Annotated in this window: 14 protein-coding genes and 1 tRNA gene; 7 read left to right on the forward strand and 8 right to left on the reverse strand. The window is 59.1% G+C overall.

All coding sequences use genetic code 11. The annotated features are described in order from the left end of the window. Positions 1 to 37: 37 nt before the first annotated feature. A complete protein-coding gene (bamA, locus tag Q363_RS16190) occupies positions 38 to 2,839 on the forward strand; it encodes an outer membrane protein assembly factor BamA (RefSeq protein WP_245632266.1) in 2,802 nt (933 codons plus the stop codon). A gap of 98 nt (positions 2,840 to 2,937) precedes the next feature. Here the strand turns inward: bamA and Q363_RS40620 are convergent, their stop codons facing one another. Together Q363_RS40620 and Q363_RS16195 are read right to left on the reverse strand one after the other, a co-directional pair. Next, entirely contained in the window at positions 2,938 to 3,381 is a 444-nt protein-coding gene (locus Q363_RS40620) for a hypothetical protein (protein WP_157466992.1), read from the reverse strand. 4 nt (positions 3,382 to 3,385) lie between these two features. Beyond that, a complete protein-coding gene (locus Q363_RS16195; protein ID WP_035352132.1) occupies positions 3,386 to 5,068 on the reverse strand; it encodes a hypothetical protein in 1,683 nt (560 codons plus the stop codon). 81 nt (positions 5,069 to 5,149) lie between these two features. On the opposite strand from Q363_RS16195, the gene Q363_RS16200 reads away from it, so the two are divergent. Together Q363_RS16200 and Q363_RS16205 are read left to right on the forward strand one after the other, a co-directional pair. After that, complete coding sequence (locus Q363_RS16200; RefSeq protein ID WP_084080427.1) at positions 5,150 to 6,232, forward strand: aldo/keto reductase; 1,083 nt, start codon at positions 5,150 to 5,152, stop codon at positions 6,230 to 6,232. 110 nt (positions 6,233 to 6,342) lie between these two features. After that, positions 6,343 to 7,515, forward strand: coding sequence for a DUF6599 family protein (locus tag Q363_RS16205; RefSeq protein WP_035352133.1), 1,173 nt, complete (start codon positions 6,343 to 6,345; stop codon positions 7,513 to 7,515). A gap of 898 nt (positions 7,516 to 8,413) precedes the next feature. Here the strand turns inward: Q363_RS16205 and Q363_RS16210 are convergent. Then, positions 8,414 to 9,655, reverse strand: a complete 1,242-nt coding sequence (locus tag Q363_RS16210) for a DUF5009 domain-containing protein (RefSeq protein WP_051978870.1) — start codon at positions 9,653 to 9,655, stop codon at positions 8,414 to 8,416. A gap of 4 nt (positions 9,656 to 9,659) precedes the next feature. Next, positions 9,660 to 10,832, reverse strand: coding sequence for a glycoside hydrolase family 18 protein (locus Q363_RS16215; RefSeq protein WP_051978871.1), 1,173 nt, complete (start codon positions 10,830 to 10,832; stop codon positions 9,660 to 9,662). 154 nt (positions 10,833 to 10,986) lie between these two features. On the opposite strand from Q363_RS16215, the gene Q363_RS16220 reads away from it, so the two are divergent. Further along, positions 10,987 to 11,062, forward strand: a tRNA-Thr gene (locus Q363_RS16220). Between the two features lie 21 nt (positions 11,063 to 11,083). Here the strand turns inward: Q363_RS16220 and Q363_RS16225 are convergent. From Q363_RS16225 to Q363_RS38270, 4 genes are all read right to left on the reverse strand, one after another. Then, positions 11,084 to 12,322: a tyrosine-type recombinase/integrase gene (locus Q363_RS16225; protein WP_035352134.1), complete on the reverse strand. Its 1,239-nt coding sequence runs from the start codon at positions 12,320 to 12,322 to the stop codon at positions 11,084 to 11,086. A 161-nt stretch (positions 12,323 to 12,483) separates the two neighbouring features. Next, entirely contained in the window at positions 12,484 to 12,744 is a 261-nt protein-coding gene (locus Q363_RS40625) for a hypothetical protein (RefSeq protein WP_157466995.1), read from the reverse strand. Positions 12,745 to 13,017: 273 nt separating this feature from the next. Beyond that, complete coding sequence (locus Q363_RS46310; protein WP_064742659.1) at positions 13,018 to 13,317, reverse strand: helix-turn-helix domain-containing protein; 300 nt, start codon at positions 13,315 to 13,317, stop codon at positions 13,018 to 13,020. 79 nt (positions 13,318 to 13,396) lie between these two features. Beyond that, positions 13,397 to 13,657: a helix-turn-helix domain-containing protein gene (locus Q363_RS38270; RefSeq protein ID WP_169747013.1), complete on the reverse strand. Its 261-nt coding sequence runs from the start codon at positions 13,655 to 13,657 to the stop codon at positions 13,397 to 13,399. A gap of 154 nt (positions 13,658 to 13,811) precedes the next feature. Here Q363_RS38270 and Q363_RS16245 point away from each other — a divergent pair, with 154 nt between their 5' ends. The 3 genes from Q363_RS16245 (at position 13,812) to Q363_RS16255 (ending at position 18,997) form a co-directional block, all read left to right on the forward strand. Further along, on the forward strand, positions 13,812 to 14,480 hold the full coding sequence (locus Q363_RS16245; RefSeq protein ID WP_035352137.1) for an RNA polymerase sigma factor: 669 nt from the start codon (positions 13,812 to 13,814) through the stop codon (positions 14,478 to 14,480). A 9-nt stretch (positions 14,481 to 14,489) separates the two neighbouring features. Next, complete coding sequence (locus Q363_RS16250) at positions 14,490 to 15,779, forward strand: anti-sigma factor (protein WP_035352138.1); 1,290 nt, start codon at positions 14,490 to 14,492, stop codon at positions 15,777 to 15,779. 104 nt (positions 15,780 to 15,883) lie between these two features. Beyond that, positions 15,884 to 18,997: a TonB-dependent receptor gene (locus Q363_RS16255; RefSeq protein ID WP_035352139.1), complete on the forward strand. Its 3,114-nt coding sequence runs from the start codon at positions 15,884 to 15,886 to the stop codon at positions 18,995 to 18,997. Positions 18,998 to 19,006 lie beyond the last annotated feature (9 nt).

Here is a 19,006-nt window from a genome sequence, read left to right on the forward strand (position 1 = left end):
TGCTTACGCCGTGTCGTTAACTCTTCTTGCCTTTGCGATGGTTCCCTCGCTCAAGGCGCAGCAGGCTGCCGGCTCGGCCCAGACGCTGTGCCAGCCGCAGGTGGTGGGGAACCGCAGGATTCCGAAGGAATCGGTGCTCGCGCGGCTGTTCTCGCATCAGGGCGACCTGTTCGATCCGCAGGTGGTGGAGCGGGACTTCAACTCGCTGTGGAACACGGGCTACTTCGACGACGTCCGCATCGAGCGGGTCGATACCGACAAGTGCGTGCAGCTAGTGATCTACGTTCGCGAGAAGCCGACGATCCGCGAGATCAACTACAAGGGCGTGAACGCCGTCTCGCAGTCTGACATTCTGGACCGCTTCAAAAAGGCGAAGGTGGGTCTCTCCGTCGAGAGCCAGTACGATCCGACGAAGATCAAGAAGGCCGAGGTGACGCTGAAGGACCTGCTCGCCGAGCACGGCCACCAGTTTGCAACGATCAGGACCGAGGTAAAGACGATTCCTCCGGCGGCGGTTTCGCTGACCTTCACGGTGAAGGAAGGTCCGACGGTCAAGGTGGGCAAGATTCAGTTCGACGGCAACGTCAGCGTTCCCGATCGGACGCTGCGGGCGTCGATGAGGAACCTGAAGCCGATCGGAATTCCACACTCGATCATCCTTGAGAACCTGTTCGCGCGCACCTATGACGAGAGCAAGCTCGAAGAGGACACGGAACGGGTGCGAGGGGCATATCGCGATCGTGGTTACTTCAAGGCCCTGACCAGCACACCGACGACGCATGTGCGGGACGCGGGCGGAATCAATCCCTTCACGTTGCGGCCTTCGACGGGCAAGCGCATCGACATCCTGATGCCGGTGGAAGAGGGCTCGCGTTACCGGCTCGGCGGCATCACCTTCACGGGCAACAAGAACTACCCGAACACGAAGGCGCTGCGCGCGCAGTTTGCCCAGAAGGACGGCGAGTACTTCAACGCCACGCTGTTCGGCAAGGGACTGGAGCAGCTGCGCAAGGCCTACGGCGAGGGCGGATACATCAACTTCGTCGGACAGCCCGTTCCGCGCATCGACGAGGCGAAGCAGCTGATCTATCTCGATATCGACATCGACGAGGGACAGCCATATTACGTGTCGCGCATCGAGTTCCAGGGCAACTCGATCACGCGTGACAAGGTCATCCGCCGCGAGCTTCTGCTCGATGAAGGCCAGATCTACAACTCGCGTCTGTGGGAGCTGTCGATCCTGCGACTGAATCAGCTGAACTACTTCGAGCCGCTCAAGGCCGAGCAGGATTCCGAGAGCCGCCAGAACCAGGACGACCACACGGTTGACCTGCTGCTGAAGCTGAAGGAGAAGGGCAAGAACTCGATCGGCCTGAACGGCGGCATCAGCGGCCTTTCGGGAACGTTCATCGGTCTGAACTACGAGACGAACAACTTCCTGGGCCTCGGCGAGACGCTGTCGGTGCAGGCGAACATCGGCGATCTGTCGCGCAACCTGAGTTTCGGGTTCACGGAGCCTTACTTCCGGAACAAGCCGATCTCGTTGGGCATTCAGGTCTTCACGAGCAAGTATGACTTCAACCCCGCGAAGGGCTACTCGATCGCGCAGGGCGCGAGCCAGAACCTGACCAATGCGCAGCAGTCGCTGCTGACGAACTATAACCAGTCGCAGACTGGTTTTACGCTGTCGGTGAGCTCGCCTTTGCGGCACCTGTTTGCGCGGACGGGCGTGACGCGCGTTGGCGTCTCGTATGCGCTGTCGCGGTCGTCGGTGACGACGTTCAACGACAATACGCGCAACGTCTTCCAGACGCTGGCGTTCCGCTCGGGCGTGCAGGGGCAGAACCAGCTGAACGGCATCATCTCCTCGGTGATCACGCCGAGCTTCACGTTCTCGAGCCTCGACCGCGCGGTCGGTCCGCACTCGGGCAAGGACTTCAACATCGCGGTGCAGGTGGCGGGCGCGGGCGGCAACGTGAAGTACGTCAACCCGGTGGCGAGCTGGCGGCAGTTCTTCCCGATGAAGAACCTGAAGGTGAACCGCGAGGGCCACAACGTTCTGGGTTACCGCGTGCAGGTCGCGCACATCTCGGGCTTCGCGGGCGAGGTCGCTCCTCCGACGAACCGCATCTACTCGGGCGGCGAGGCGGACGTGCGCGGCTTCGACGTCCGGTCGGCCTCTCCGTATACGTTCATTCCGAACCGTGTGATGTTCAACCTGACGAATCCGGATGGGAATACGGTTCCGCGCGATCCGACGAATCCGGCGCTGGGAACTGTGCAGATTCCGCTGCCGCTGTACCGTCTGGTCTCGATAGGCGGCGACACCAGCATGACCGCAAACCTGGAGTACAGGATCCCGATCGTCAACCAGGTGACGTTCGCGTTCTTCACGGACTTCAACATGACCTTCGATCTGCGCACAGACCAGCTGCGGCAGAGCGTCGCGGGCCAGCAGGAGATTTCGAGCCCGCTTTATGGCTGCCCGAACTTCGTCAACGGCGCGTGCTTTGGGGGCGAGAAGGTTTCGTTCCCGAATCCGCTGCGCCTGGTTCCGGGCACGAACTACGTTCCGCGCATGTCAAACGGTGCGGAGCTGCAGGTGATCCTGCCGATCGTGAATGCACCGTTCCGTATCTACTACGCGTATAACTCGCTTCGCCTGTACAAGGACGTTCCGCAGGCGCTGGCGACGGACCCCGCGACCTTCCGGAGCTTCTTCCCGAACTCGGGAGCGGGCCAGTACACGTACCTGCAGGCGATTCAGCTGTACGGATCGGACTACACGCTGCGCGAGCCGAGAAAGACGCTCCGGTTGACGGTGAGCACAACCTTCTGACCCCTCCCCCCAGGGGGGGGGATTGAGGCAAGCCGCCTGATTTGTTGATGTTAGGCGATTCGCGTAGGGCAAAATCTTGATTCCATGCGGTTTATGGGTCAAAATCTTGATTCGAAAAGAGATAGGGCCGGGATAATATCCCGGCCTTTTTTTATTTCTCTGGTTCTATTTAGCGAGTTGAGGGAAATGAATCGGCGCTTTTTCAGGGGTTGATTTTTTGGGGATAAGTGGTTTGGTTTGTGTTGATTGCGGAAATCATGGGCGGATGCGGGGCCTCGACATCTCTCTAACGCTGCTTGCGCCGGAGGCAGTTTGGAGACGGCGCGGCGCATGGTCGCCAGCTTGTGGCGGTGCATCAGCAACCGGCGCAGGTCGCGCGTAGCCTGGTCCGAAACCCCAATGCGCGGGAACCGGTCTTGCTCCAGAAGTTCCAGCAGCAGCCGGGCATTGTTGCGGTCGGTCTTCTGTTTGCGCGGCGCTGGAAGCGATGTCCGTTTGCGCGTCAGTTCAGTTCGCTGACCCGAAAGACAGCCTGTTTGCACGGGCCTAACGCGCCTCGTCCGTGAACTGCCGCTTCCAGTCGTGACCGGAGAGCGTGAAGGAACTTGAGGGTGCTGGCTGAGTTGCTTCGATCGAGGTGATGCTGATCCGCACGGCAAGTTTGCCATCGGAGAGGACACCGATCAGACGAGGGACCTGAACGCCGCGAAAGTCCTGAAATTGAGATTGAACCGTATCGAGGCCGCGGAAGTGGGAGCGGATGAGGAGGCCATCGGAGTTGAACCAGAGGCCACGTGATTGGCCGTCGAGGGTGCCCTCTGCAGACTCATGTCCGGTGGCGACGCGGATAAGCGAGACGTTATCGATCGTTTTACGGTCGATACGCCAGTCAGACTCGACGAAGGTGTCGGTCGCAGGGATTGGCTCGATGGCTTTGAGAACAATCTGGAGCAGAGGCGCGTGCTCTCCCTTCGAGAAGAGGTACCACTTATCTCCGTTGCGGCATCGGGAGAAGTGACTGTTGTCGAAGGTCGCTTCACGGCACCATTGCGCATCGGAGTTCCACGTGTCGCTGTACTGGCCTTGTTGAACGCCGTTCTTGGTTCCGGCTTCGAAGGTGGCGTGGAGGACGTACGGAGAAGCGGTTGTCCCGGCGGAAGGAGAGATGAGGCGGCGGCCATGTTCGAAGTAGTTGCGAGCGGAGTCAAAACTATCCTCGCCGGGGGGCCGGGTGGTCTTGAATGGCATGGTGATGCGGGAGTAGGCCTGAACGGGTTCTCGATTGAGGAGAAAAGGCTCGAAACGAATCGAGGCGATGTAGTCATGGGCCGCGGCATTGGTTCCCGGATTGTCGGAGACCATGAACCCGATGTCGTGGACCTGGCCGTTGCGGTCGACGACGACCGTCGTTGTGGTGACCCCCTCAAGTGGGCCGTCCTTGAGTGTGGGCCAGATTGGCGGAGCTGTCGGGAGAAGCTTTTTGCGTAAGGTGGCCTCGTCGATGGGTACTGTACGGAGTGGATTTGGATCGGAGCCAGGCTGAGTTGTGTCGAAGATGTCTTGAGCGACGGGATTCAGGTCTTCCAACGTTGTGATGGTGGCAGTGACTTCGGGATCGCTTCCGCCGCTGGCGGAGACGATCCGAGCGATCAAGAGGCTATGGAAGGCGGAGTAACTCTTGTTTTGGAAGTCCCAGTCAAAGCCGCCGCCATGAGCAAGCAGACCGGAGTTGTCATTGATGGTTATGCCTGCTCCCATCGCCTTCGTGGTGTCTCCGTTGGAGCTGAACTCCATCCAGCTGAAATGTGTGGTGCCCAGGATGGAATGGACTTCAGCAGTTTTGACCTTGGCGAGCACGGCATCGCGGTTTGGAACCGGCTCGATGAGGGCGATGGAGATCTCGCGGAGCCACTCTGGAAAGTAGTCGCCTTCGGTGTGCTGCCAGTGACGGGAGCCATCGGTGATCTCGATAAGGCGAAAGCCTGCGACCGCGAGGTCACGCTTCCACTGCGTCGGGGACGCCCACCAAATTTCGATCGTGCCGGTGCGATTGGAGGCACGGTCACGTTCCAGCGATGGAACCAGTGTGGCTTTGAGATGGAAGGGTGGCGTTTTTGGTTGATCGAGCGTACTGCGTTCGATGGCCTTGCGGACGCGAGAGACGTTGTCTTCAGAGTGGGCAGTCAGGGAAATGGAGAGCAGAAGACCAACGAGCAGTTTGAGACGCATGGGCTTAGTTGTAGCTGATTTTGCAGCAGAATTTTTAGTTATAAGATGGCGGCGTAAGATTTTGTATTGCTGAGGTCAATCATGGGACGTGACAAGATGCGTGGTCTGGGGCGGCGTGGTTTTTTGAAGGGTGGCGCTGGAGCGGTGGCTGTGGGGGTGGCCGGGGTGGCGATGCCGGTCCGCGCGAACGGCGCGGAGGCCGCTGAAGCTCTGGATGCAGCAGCCGCGGCAAAGGCCGTGCAGGCGATGATGCCTACGCGGAACCTGGGGAAGACGGGGTTCAAGGCCGGGATCTTTGGTCTGGGTGGTCAGGGTGCTCTGGAGACGAAGAACAATGCGGCGGTTGCTGTTCCGGTGATTGAGCGTGCACTAGAGCTGGGGGTGAATTACTTCGACACGTCGGCGATCTATGGCGGGCCGGAGCGGTGGAGCGAGCAGTATCTCGGAACGGCGCTGAAAGGACATCGCAACGATGTGTTTATCGCGACGAAGACGAAGGAGCGGACGCGTGATGCGGCGATGCGGAACATCGAGGTCTCTCTGAAGCTGTTGGGGACCGATCATGTGGATTCGTGGCAGTTGCATGATGTGGGGATCCAGGAGGACGTGGACCAGATCTTCGCGAAGGGCGGTGCGATGGAGGCCTTGCTGGCGGCGAAGGAGCAGGGGATGGTAAAGCATCTTGGCGTGACGGGCAGGTTTCGACCGGAGGCGCTGATGGAGTGCATACGCCGCTTCGACTTCGACACAGTGCTGATGGGGCTGAACGCTGCGGACAAGTATCACTACTCGTTTGCAAAGGAGCTGCTGCCGATGGCGGTAGGCAAGCAGATGGGCGTGATCGGCATGAAGGTGATGGCGCGGGGAAGGATTCTTTCGAGCTGGACTCCGCCGCCGGTAGAGCAGCAGAAGAAGAGCTGGGAGGGCACCGGTGCGATTGCGACGCGGCCGGGTACGCTGACGAAGCGGGAGACGACGTTCTACACACTGTCGCTGCCGCTCTCGACGGCGATCATCGGCTGCGACTCGGTGGCGCAGGTGGAGGAGTGTGTGAAGCTGGCACAGGAGTTTACTCCACTGAGCGAGGCGCAGATGACGGAGCTGGCGGAGAAGACGGCCCCGATTGCGGAGCAGGCCTTGTTCTTCAGGATGATGCCGCGATAGCGGGAGCCAATCTGCGGTTTGCGGTGTCTATATGGAAGAAGAGTCAATCGCCCTGCGGTTCGCGTGGGGTATTCGTGCTGGTGTAATCTGCCGGTAGCAGGGCGGTGTTTATGGTTCAGGTCGGGCGACGGCTTTGGGTGCTGGTGCTGTGGGGCATGGTGTTTGCGGCGGGAGCGATGGCTCCGGCACAGGACACGAAGACGACCCTGGTGGTTCCGCCTGCGCCGTTGCTGCCGCAGCAGGTAGGGGAGTGGGTTCGTCAGCCCGATAACGCGGCGCAGGCGGCGGCGAATGATCCGGCGAATGATCAGAAGACCGATGCGATCCTGACGGAAGACGGGTTGAAGCGCAGTGAGCAGGGGACGTATCGCGTGGGGAGCTCGGGGCCGGTGGTGACGGTTTCGGCGCGGCAGTTTGTGGATGCTACGGGCGCTCATGCGGCGTATAGCTACTATCAACGGCCGGGCTCGGCGTACCGCGGAGTTGGGCTGGGGGAAGAGACGAGTCTGAACGGCGACCGCTATCTGTTTCGCAGCGGCGTGAGCGTGGTGGAGGCCGCGGGCGCGCGCGGGGAGAAGGTCGATGCTCTGCTGAACGGGATCGAGGCGCGGCTGCCCAAGGTGGGCGGGCCGAAGGCGATCGCTCCGATGCTTCCGACGCTGCTGCCGGGGAGGGGGCTGGAGCGGGACTCGGTGAAGTACGCGCTGGGGCCGGTGAGCTATGAGGCGATGGGGGGAGTGCTGCCGGGTTCGCTGCTGGGCTTCGATAAGGCCGCCGAGGCGGTGACGGCGAGGTATGCGGGCAAGGGCGAGTTGACGATGCTGCTGTATCCGACGCCGGAGATTGCGGGCGACAGGATGCGGGCGATCGAAGAGGAGATTCATCGGCGGGGCTTGTCGGCGGGGACGGTGGTGATGCGGCGGACGGGCAACCTGCTGCTGGTGACGACGGGGAGATGGCAGTTGGCGGAGGCGAAGGCGCTGGTGGCGGGGGTGAGGCCGCGGGTCGAGCTGAGTTGGCACAAAGATATGCCGGTGAAGCTACCGGAGTTTCACGCGGAGCTTCGCAAGACGTACAGCCTGCTGTCCAGCATCCTGATCTTCTGCGGCTTCGGGGCGCTGGCGGCTGTGGTGCTGGGGCTTTCGCTGGGGGCGGGACGGGCGGCCATCCGGGTGCTGCAGGGTAAGCCGGCGGCGACGGAGCCGGAGTTTCTGCGCATTGATTTGAGCGGGAGGGCGGCACCGATCCATATGGAAGGCCCGGGGGCGGGAGCTAAAGGGTAGATTTTCCAACGCGAAAGCGGCTTGAAGCTTGCACCGGCGACGGTGCAGCGCGGGGGGTAAGCGGCTGATTCAATAGCCTTTTGAGTGCTGGCGGGACGTGGCAAAAGCGAATATCGAGCGAATAGAATACTGGTCGTTATTCACTTGATAACCCCAGTAACTATATGGAAAATAAAGAGTTATAGATTTCCCGTTTAAACCTTGACACGTCATTTTGACGACCATAGTATTTCGCCAGAAAGTTCTGATGGCTTTGCCTCCGTTGGAACTATTCTCCCTAAAGAAGAGGCTGCCCTGTTGCCGGGTGGCCTCTTCACGTTTTTGGCGGAAGCTAACGAGCGTACGTTGAGCATGTTACGAAAGGGCTATATCGGAGACTGAGACCGTGATGTGGTGCTGTCGCGTGCCGATGGATGAGTGTCGAGAGAGATGTTTGCTCTCTCCTTGGAGACGCTCAAGATGCTCCGTTTTCGGATCATTATTTTGCTATGGCTTGCGATGCTCGTGCTGCCGTGTGTGGTGGCGCCCAGGATCGACCTCGAGGAAGAGGACGCACTGGAGTGAAGGCTTTGAGGAAGATTTTGTTGGTGGGCGGGACGTGTTAGGGTCGCACTTGATCTTTGAGGGGGTCGCGACGAACGTTGCGGCAAATGCTTTTTTGTTTCTGTGGTTGTGGTGTCGACGGCGTTGTGCGCGACGGCGCAGGATACGCGCACGGTGGTTTAGCCGAAGATTCCGCGATCGTGCACGACGCTGAAGTCGGTGAACAATATGCTGGGGCCGGGCGGGACGAATATCCCCTTCAGCGACATATTAAGGTAGGGTCGCCGATGGCGCCGAAGCGGGTTGAGCCTTACTCGTGCGAGGGAAGTTTGTTCCGATGCAGTGAGGCGTTCGGTCAGAGCTGCAGGCGGAGTTTCGATCGCGTCAGCAGCGAGGCGATGGCGACGATGACTGCGGTGAAGACGATGGAGCGGATGACCCCGGGGAATCCCCAGGCGAGGTGGGTGCGGAACCAGGTGATGCCGAGGGCTCCGAGGATGAAGTACCAGAGGTCGGGGAGCAGGTAGGTGAGCAGGGTGTTCGATCCGGGGGCGTGAGTGAAGGCGGCCCAGCGAGTCTTCTGGCGCACATCGCAGAGGTAGTAGAGCAGCGTGAAGATGAGAATGGATGAGCCGACGCAGTAGAGCGACCAGGTGGGTGTGGCGCGGATCTTCGAGATGCCGAGTGGGGTGAGGATGTATCCGGCGATGAACACGATGGCTGCGAAGGCGAGGGCGTAGGTGGCCTTGGAGCGGAAGGTGGGCCAGCGGCGGCTCTGTTCACCGATGAAGAGGATGGAGGTGGCGACACCGGCCATGGAGATGAGGGTGTCGGAGCCGTTGCCGAAGGGCCAGAGATAGAGGCCGGCGCGGTGGGGGAACTCGACCCAATGCGCGGCGCAGAGTGCGCAGAAGGCGGTGAGGGCGACGAACCATGCGAATGGCGCCCAGCGCCAGCGTCGCGTGGGGAGATAGAGGATGCAGGTGGTGAGGTAGGCGAAGGCGAGCAGGCCGAGGATCTCGGGGTATGCGGTCTTGATCCAGGCGACGCTGCCGTCCTTCGTTGTGCGGCGGAAGATGGCGAACATCACGACCATCAGCGGGAGACCGGAGTAACGCAGGACGTTGTAGAGGGTGCGGCGGCTGTCGTTGTTCGGATAGACGCTCCAGAAGAGGATGGCGCCGGTGAGGGCGAGGAGCGCCCAGATGTAGGGCGGCATGTGGATGAGGGCGGGATCGCCGGCGCCGGCGTTGGCGAGGATGAGGCCGAGGACGAGGAGCGAGAGCGAGCGCATGACGACGTGCAGCCAGAGGTGGGGCTGCGAGGGATTCTTGCGCAGGCGCTGCTCGAAGGCGAGCGGGACGGCCATGCCGAGGATGAAGAGGAAGGCAGGGAAGACCATGTCGACGTAGGTCATGGCGTCGACCTTGCCGGGGGCGTGATAGGTCCACCAGGGGAGACCTTTCACTTCGGCGAGGTCGTTGACGAAGATCATGACGATCATGGTGAGGCCGCGGAAGATGTCGACGGAGGCGACGCGCGGGGCGCGGAGGGTGGTGGGGGTTTCGATGGCGAGCTGCTGAGGAGTAGAGGCCATGACGTTAGTCGGCTCCTGAGTTGGAGTCTGGCGGAGGCTGAAGACCGGCGTGGAGGGCATCGAGGAGGATGCCGGTCGAGTCGTTGGAGTACTCCCAGAACATGACGCCGGCCAAGTGGCGCTCACGGACGTAGCGGCACTTGCGGGCGATTGACTGTGGGTCTTCGTAGGTGACGAAGACCTGCGTGGAGGGATTGTAGAGGAAGGGGACGGAGGCGGTCTGATCCCAGTAGCGCGCGAAGCCGGTGGCGAGGAGGTTGGGGAGGTCGGGGTAGGAGAAGTGCACTCCGCGGGCGGCTTTGCCGGGCTGGAAGAGGCCGTTGTTGATGTTGGGGACCTCGCCCCAGCTGCGTCCGTAGAAGGGGAGGCCGAGGACGATCTTCTTTTCCGAGACCTCAGCCTGGAGGTAGAGGTCGAGGGAGTGATCGGCGGAGACGTTCTTGGGGTCGGCGGGGTTGTGGAAGAGCGGAGCGTCGTGCCCGGTGGTGGGTCCGCCGACGTAGAAGTCGTAGGTCATGAGATTGATGGTGTCGACGTAGTGCTGCACCTTGGCCATCTCGGTGTTGTCGAGGAACTTCTGTGAGGCTCCGGTGGCGATGGAGGTGTAGAGGCGGCGGCCGAGGCGCTTCTGCTCGGCGTCAAAGCGCTGGCGCAGCTCGGCGAGCAGGAGGGTGAAGTTGTGCTTGTCCTCGGGGCGGAAGGTGTTGCCGTTGCCGATCTGGTTGGGATACTCCCAGTCGATGTCGAGGCCGTCGAGGTGGTAGCGCTCTAGGAAGCGGACGGCGCTGGCGATGAAGCGTGTGCGCGACTGGCGGGTGAGAGCGGCGTCGGAGAAGTTGCCGGACCAGGTCCAGCCGCCGACGGAGACGAGGATGCGGAGCGCGGGGTTGTCGCGTTTGAGGGCGTTGAGGATGGCGAGGTTTTCGGCGTCGTGGGGGAAGCCTTCGACGATCTCTCCATCCTTAATATTGGCGAAGGCGTAGTTGATGCGGGTGAGCTTGCGGGCGTTGATCTCGTCGGGGGAGAGGACGCGGTCGCGGGGGAAGACGTAGGCGATGATGACTTTGTCCTGTGCGTGGGCGAAGGCGGCTGGCATCGTGATGAAGAGGAACAAGGCTGCGAGGAGCAGAGTGCAGTGGAGCTTCAGCCTGGAGAATGGCCGTTCGGCGTGTGTCATGTTGCCTTAGAGGGTAGCTGATCGAGAGACGGAAACACAGCGTATCTGGGCGTTGCGCCTCACGGCTGTTCCCGGTAGACTTATAAATGGAGCAATCGAAGTTTTGATCCTCGGATTGCAGGTGGGTGGCCTGTGCGAGTGAATCCTCCGATATGCCGACGTAGCTCAGTTGGTAGAGCAGCTGATTCGTAATCAGCAGGTCATCGGTTCAAGTCCGATCGTCGGCTCCATCTTTCTCAAGCACTTACGAGTCACTGGACCATCGCTTGGTGTACAAGTGGTGTACCAGTGATTTTTTCTGCCAGTTTTTGCATCGCTTCATGAGCCGCCTGAGGCGCGGTCTTGATGTAAAAGCGCTGTGTGGTACTCACGTCCTCATGCCTCAGGATGCACTGGATCGTGGTGTCCTCCACGCCCAGTTGCTTGAGGTTGGTTGCGAGGCCGCGGCGGTACGCATGCCAGCCCTTCCACTCCATGCCGTTCGCTTTGAAGATCGGTTTGATTACGCGATCGGCGAGGTTATCAAGATCGAGGGCGCCTCCCAAGCTGTTCGGGAAGATGAATCCCGCCGCGCGCTCCGGCTTGATCGCATCGAGCATCAGACGAAGAGGCTCGATGATCGGTACAAAGCCCGGCTCATCGACGTCTTCTTCCGTCTTGGTGTGCTTCAATGTGCTTCGCCATACACTCCTGCATATGGAGAGCACATCGTTGCGATCATCGTCCCACCACAGCCCTCGAATCTCCCCTTGTCGAAGCCCCGCAAATCCCGCCACACCGAGGATTGCGCGGACTTGCTTTGCGCTGATCGACGGTACGTGAACGTCTTCTCGTATCCCCGTTCGCCGGCAACGGACGAGGCTTGTCTTACGCTTGCGCGGAAGACGCTGGGGAACGATGAGTGGCTGATCCTGCGAAAACAGCTCCAGATGCTTAAGGATCTCGTCCAGGCCGTAGGCAAGACGTTTCCGTCCGTGCTTCCTGCCCTTGGGAATCCTGACACCTGTAGTGGGATTGCTGCCGTCGTACAAGCCAAGGTTGCGAGCCTCGGTGAAGATCGCGCTGAGCGTGACCTTCATGGTCTTGTACGTTCCGTGCGCAAGATTCGTACCGTGTTTCTCCTCAACCCGATTCAGCATGTTCTGGAGATGGACGGGACGAACGTCTCGAAGGCGAAGGCCATCGGTGAGAGCGCTTAGATGGCACCTCCAGGTGTCCCGGTAGCACTTCGCTCCGGCACCTGAAAGTCTCTTCTCGCTCGCCGGGATAAATGTTTTTTCGACAAAGTCAATAAACGAAATCCCGGCTTCGGGAGTGAACCCGATCCTGTTCAAGCTTTCCATGAAACGGTTTTTGAGCGGAATGACCTCCGACTTCTTCGGATAGTCCTTCACGCTCGCCAAACGATAGGCAGGGTTCTTTCGCGTGAGGGTACCGTCTTCGTTCTCGACGGTGTCCCAATAGCGAACGTACCAACTGCCGTGATGCATATACAAACTTCCTTGCTGGGGGGGTGCCCTACCGTTAGGCTACTGACCCGCCATCATAGGTTTACCACGAACTTCTGCGCCGACTCAGGGTCCAAGCCGAAGGCGACACGGAGCTGCGTTCTCACATTGTTCGCTTGCCGCGTGACAGATCCGCTTCAAAGCTATCCAGCAGTCCGACGGCATTCGTTCAACAGCTTTCGGGCAAACATGGAATCCGCGTTGACGTGTTCGATCTCGAAGAACTCGATCTCAGACCCGAGGACGATATTGCGCCGGGGTCGATACAGCCCGTAGTTGCCACTACCCAAGACGGCGAACGGCGGATCGAACTCATGCGGTGGGGATTCAAACTGCCTGACCGTCTTCTCTTCAATGCCCGAAATTCGTGCCAGTCTCGTTGAGAAGTCCGACATATCAAACAAACAAGTGAGTCTCTTCGACAACCAGTAAGAAGAACGGAGCGTATGCAGAGGCGATAACAGAAGCACTACTGGCCTCCTCGGAGTTCGTTGTGCTGCCACGAGGCTGCTATGTCATGTTGCATATTAGTCTCGGCCCAAGCAGCTTCAGGAGACGTGTAGTTCACTGCTCATTGTTGGGGGCGGTGATCGCTTTGAACTCAGCGACAATATTTGAATCGAAATGCTGGACGAAGAAACGGCCAAGCATGTGCCCGATTCGACGGATTTCGTGGGCTACTGTCCCTTGGGCCGATGGAGAGATTTCTTCGTGGGTTTAGGCTTTCCATTGAGCAACTCTTCCGCTTCAACGATAAGCGTTCCCAGCGACACATTAAGGAGCGTTGCTAGATCGTTCATTGTGCGCAAAGTCGGACTCTTTGCACCCCGTTCGACGTCTCCCATGTAGCGCAAGCTGTAACCAGCAGACACAGCAAGGTCCATCTGGGAAAATCCTTTTTTCTCCCGACGAGCCAAAAGAACCTGACCAAAGGCTTGCTCCAGAGTCGCCGGTCGTTGGTTTTTGCTCCTGGGCACAGGCTCAATCTTTTCTGACCTGACCGCAGATGTAAGGCACTATAGTACCTATGCATAAAGAGCTTAGCTCTGATTCGCACTACAGCGTCTCATCGCGTAGTCGCTTCGCTCGGATGATGATCTCTTCAATTGGAATGCGATAGAACATCGCGAGCGCATCCAATGACCGGATGGTCATGCTTTGCCTGCCATGTTCCATTGTCCGGATGGACCTTAAGCCAAAGTTTGTTGCAACCGCGACATCAATCTGGTTGAGGTTTCGTTCGGTCCGCAAATGAAGCAGGACCCGGCCGATTGCCTGTTCCAGAGTCAATGATTCCGGTTTTTGGAAATCCGCCACCCATACATGGTCGAGATTGACGACACAATTAAGAGGCACTATAGTGCCTACATGGAGAGGCACTATAGTGCGTATGGCGTGAAAGGGTGCGCGGACCGGGGCCGGTCCTTGCAGGTATTTTCACCACTCCATTCTCTTAACTGAATGAGGCCCTATGAGTTCCGACGCCGCCGCCTACTTTGCGAATAGGCTAGCCGACGCCTCCGATATCGGTGAGGTGGCAGATGAGCGGCATCATTCGCACGATGAGGCGATCGGCAATTTCTCCATAGCTGAGACAACCGACGAGCAGTTGCTATCGCAGGTTGGCTTGGGATCGAGAGATGCTCTTGGGCTCCTATTCCGCAGGCATGCTCGCGCCGTGTTCCATGTCGCCTGGAGAATCCTTCGAGACGAGTCTGAAGCGGACGACCTCCGCCAGGAAGTTTTCCTCTATCTTTCCCAGCGATCGCAATACTTCGACGCCCAGAAGGGTTCCGGGGCTTCCTGGATCATGCAAGTGACGTACCATCGTGCGATCGACCGGCGACGCTATCTGGATTTTCGGCAGCACTACAGCACGGAAGAGTTCGACGAACAGCGGATGCCCACAACGGCAGCACAACCTTCCCCAGATGCACTCGATGGGAGAGCGATTCGAGATCGTCTGAGAGAGCAACTCACCGAGGCGCAACAGCAAACATTGGAACTTCATTTCTTCGAGGGATATAGCTTCCGCGAGATTGCAGAGAGGAACGGGCAAACGGTCGGAAATGTCAGGCATCATTATTACCGGGCTTTGGAACGCCTACGCTCTCATCTCTTCCCCCAGAAGCGTGGCTAGGGTGAGAGAATGGTTGGCAAACTGAACCGCAAGGGAACTGAGCCGGTGAACCCTCAACTTCATGACGAGTTCGTTGCTCTGGTTGCACTTTTCTATTCCGGGGAACTCACAGACGAAGAGTGGGCGTTACTGCAGGTACACCTTGCGTACTGCGACACCTGCCGGAACACGTTTGAGCAATACAAGCACATCACCACGAATATGATTCCGGTGATGGCGGCAAGCGCCGCTGCCGAGATCAATAGCCTGCCCAGGGAATCGGAGGGCGCCCTCACGGAAGCAGAGCGGCGTCTAATGGGCCAGTTGGGTGCCGCGCCCTATCCGAAGGGGCCACCAGCCACTCAGAAACCATCGCGACGGATGCTTACCGGCGCTCTCGCCGCCTGTGCTCTCGTAGTCGCGGCGTTCGCCTCTGTGCATCTGGTCCGTCAAAACTCCCAGCCCCCGGCGCCCTCGAGTCCGAGTGTCCCTGCTGCCATGCCTTCGGCATCAACGGCAGCGGCGGGCTCAAACGAGAATATGAGGGAGGCGATGGAACGGGCACAGCAGGAAGTGACGAAGCTCCAACAGCAGTTAGCCGCAGCGAATGACCGGAATGCGCAACCAAAGTCCTCTGACCCGACTCTGCAACGTCAGATTGAAGCCGACCACGTACGACAGCAACAGCTCGCCTCAGAGAAAGATGCTCTCAGCCAACAGCTCGCCGCTGCGCAGGCAGATGTTCAATCGCTCCGTGACAAGATCGCATCCACCCAGGCAAACGCAGACCAACAGGCCGAACGCACTACGTCCCTTGAAGCCAAGGTTCGCGAACTCAACGTCGCTCTCGACGAAACCACTACAGCCCTCAGTGACAAAGAACGCATCCTAGCTCTCGACAAAGACTTTCTCGCGCACGACCGGGACATCCGAGACCTGATCGGCGCACGCAATCTGTACATCGCCGACATCTTTGACACGAACGAGAACGGGAAGACGGCGAAGCCATTCGGTCGTATCTTCTATACCAAAGATCGGTCACTAGTGTTCTATGGGTTCGACCTCGAAAAGCAAGCGGGTCTCAAGCAATCGGTTGCGTTCCAGGCATGGGGAAGTGGCAGCGATAAGGAGCCCACGAGCCTCGGCTTGTTCTACCAGGACGATAGCCACAGGAGATGGGTGTTGCGGTGCAACGATGCGAAGGCCCTGGCGCGGATGAACATGGTCTTTGTGACCGTGGAGCCTCTAGGCGGGAGCGAAAAACCTACAGGCAAGCAGCTCCTCCGGGCGTACCTCCAGATTCAGCCGAATCATCCTTGATGCTGAATCATCCTTAATTAAGCGAAAGCATTGGTACACCTTTGGGCGGCCATCCGTAGACGGAGTGTACCCAATTCACTCTTGCTTCTTCGGAGCGCTGCTCAATGAAACGCGGGTTCTTACTCCTTTGTATCGCTCTTCTCCCCTCCATTGCCCGCTGTCAGTCTACGAATGCCACAATCAGCGGTGGAGTGACGGACGTCACGGGCAATCTCATCCTGGATGCCGATGTGGAAATCGCCAACGACGCAACGGGTGTGATCTACTCGGCGAGAACAAACGGCTCAGGCATGTACCTCGTTCCAATCTTGCCTCCCGGCCATTACCACGTCCAGGTCTCGAAGCCGGGTTTCAAGACGATCATCAAAGCCGATGTCGTCCTGAATGTGCAGAGTGCAGTCGCCCTGAACTTCGTTCTCCCGGTCGGAGCAACTTCGGAAAGCGTGACGGTGGACGCTACCTCGCCGGCGATGAATACAACCGACGCAACCGTCAGTACGGTCGTTGATCGGAAGTTTGTCGAAAATCTTCCCCTGAATGGACGAAGTTTCCAAGACCTGATTTCGATGACCCCAGGCGTCGTGACTCAGAGTCCTCAGAGCACAAGCCAAGTGGTGGGTGTCGGTGGAGATTTCAGCGTCAATGGGCAGCGCACGCAATCCAACTACTACACCGTCGACGGCGTATCTGCCAATATAGGTTCGGGCAATGGCGGTGGCGTAGGGGAAGCCGCCACCGGAGGAACGCTCGGAGGATCGACGGCTCTGGGAACGACACAGACGCTGATCTCCGTCGACGCACTGCAGGAGTTCCGCGTTCAAAGCTCGACCTACTCTGCCGAATTTGGCAGATCGCCGGGAGGACAATTCTCCCTTGGAACGCGCGCCGGGACCAACTTCGTTCACGGAAGCGCCTTCGACTACCTCCGCAATAACGTCTTCGATGCCAATGATTGGTTCAACGCGCACTACGGTAAGCCGACGCCTGCTCTTCGACAGAATGATTTCGGCGGTACAGTGGGCGGGCCGGTCTGGATTCCTCACCTCTATAACGGTAGAAACCAAACCTTCTTCTTCGCCTCGTATGAAGGGCTCCGTTTGACGCAACCCACCGCCGCCACGATTCAATATGTTCCGGATCAGTTCATGCGGCAACAGGCGGTTGCGGCCATGCGTCCCATCCTGAATGCCTTTCCCTTGCCGAACGGAGTTGATTACGGTACGGCTGCGAGCCCGAGCCTCGCGCAGTTCATCGCGCCCTTCTCTCTGCCCAGCACCATCAACTCGACCAGTGTCCGGATTGACCATACGCTTCGTCCCAAAGTTGCGCTCTTCTTCCGTGTCGGCAACACCCCAAGTTCTACGGTGGCAAGGCCATACTTCGCTCGAACGACCACAAGCATCAATGCGCAGAGCTACACTCTCGGGGCGACGGTCCAGTTTTCGAATCGGCTTACGAATGAGTTCCGGCTCGGATATGCACGTTCCGATTCCACGCAGCTTGGAGTTCTGGACAGCTTTGGTGGGGCAACTCCAATCGATCTGGCGGCGGCGATGGGAGCTGGTTCGTATCAACAAGTGCAACCGGTGATCACAATCTCGATCTCAGGAATCGGATCACCGTTGATGACGCCGTACAACGGACGCAACGCAAGCCGGCAATGGAATGCCGTAAACACGGTCAGCCTGCTGAAGGGGCTTCACGCGTTGAAGTTTGGCTTCGACTATCGCCACATCAAGTCTCCTATCGCTCCGCCGACGGTGGAACCGTATGCGATCTTCCTCAGCACGCAGGAGGTCATGAGCGGTGCGCCAAGCCTGCCGTACGTCTATAACTTCGTTCACGCGACACCGCTCTTCCATCAGGCTGCCTTGTTCGCACAGGACGAATGGCGCGTGCATCCGCGACTTAACCTTTCCGTTGGACTGCGCTGGGAGCTTAACCCACCGCCGACCGAGCAACACGGTCGAGATGCTTACACGCTGTTAGGAGACATCAATAACCCCTCTACCCTCGTGCTCGCGCCGCAAGGAACCCCTTTGTGGAGGACAACCTGGTATAACTTCGCTCCCCGGTTGGGTCTGGCTTGGGCCGCACACGATCAACCCGGAGCCGAAACAGTGTTCCGCGTGGGCGGCGGTGTGTTCTTCGACTCCGCGAATGAAGTTGCGTCCCTAGGGTACAGCGGTCTTGGCTTTCGAGCGTTCCAACTCCAGAGCGGCGCTCAGATTCCGTTTACCGCCAGCCAGCTCGTCGTTCCGGTCACGGTGACCGCGCCCTATACCAGCGGAACGATCATCGCATTCCCATCCCATCTGCAACTGCCCTACACGCTGCAATGGAACGTCAGTCTGCAACAGGCGCTTGGAAAGAATCAATCGCTGACGTTTTCCTATGTGGCAGCAGAGGGACGACGGTTGACTGGTCTGCAGCAAAAGTCCCTGACCAAGCTCAACCCCAACTTCGGCACGGTCCAGTATTTTGCTTCTGGCGTCACCTCGAACTACCAGGCCTTGCAGGTGAAGTTTCAACGCTCGGTCACAAAAGGTGTCCAGGCACTTGCATCCTATACCTGGTCACATACTCTCGATTTCGGCTCGAACTCCAACGCCCTGCCGCTTCAGCGAGGGGATGCCGACTTCGACGTCCGCAACAATCCGCAGGGAGGCGTCAGTTGGGAGCTTCCCGCTCTTCGGGATTCGAAATCCGCTGGTCTCTTTCTGAACAACTGGGGTGTGGATGCACGCCTCAGCTCCCGGTCAGCATTTCCCGTGACGCTTGGCGGAGCGCTCACAACCGATCCTGCCACCGGAAGCCAGTACTCCGGAGGCCTGAATCTCATACCCGGCCAGCCGGTCTATCTCTACGGATCGCAATATCCCGGAGGCCGCTCCATCAATAAGGCGGCGTTCAGCCTGCCGGCGACTGGGACAGCCGGAGATGCTCCCCGCAACTTCGTGCGAGGCTTCGGGGCTGCGCAAGTCAATCTGGCTGTCCGACGTGACTTCCCTCTGCATGATGTGGTCGTGCTCCACTTCCGCGCGGAGACCTTCAATCTGCTCAACCATCCAAACTTTGGGTATGTCGATCCCACCTACACCAACGCTACCTTTGGTCAGGCGACCAAGATGCTGAATGCGAGTCTCGGAACCGTCGCGTCGCAGTATCAACAGGGTGGTGCCCGTTCGATGCAATTCGCCCTCAAGCTCACATTCTGAGACTTGAGA

Origin of the sequence: Edaphobacter aggregans DSM 19364 (assembly GCF_000745965.1) — a bacterium.
Lineage (GTDB): Bacteria > Acidobacteriota > Terriglobia > Terriglobales > Acidobacteriaceae > Edaphobacter > Edaphobacter aggregans.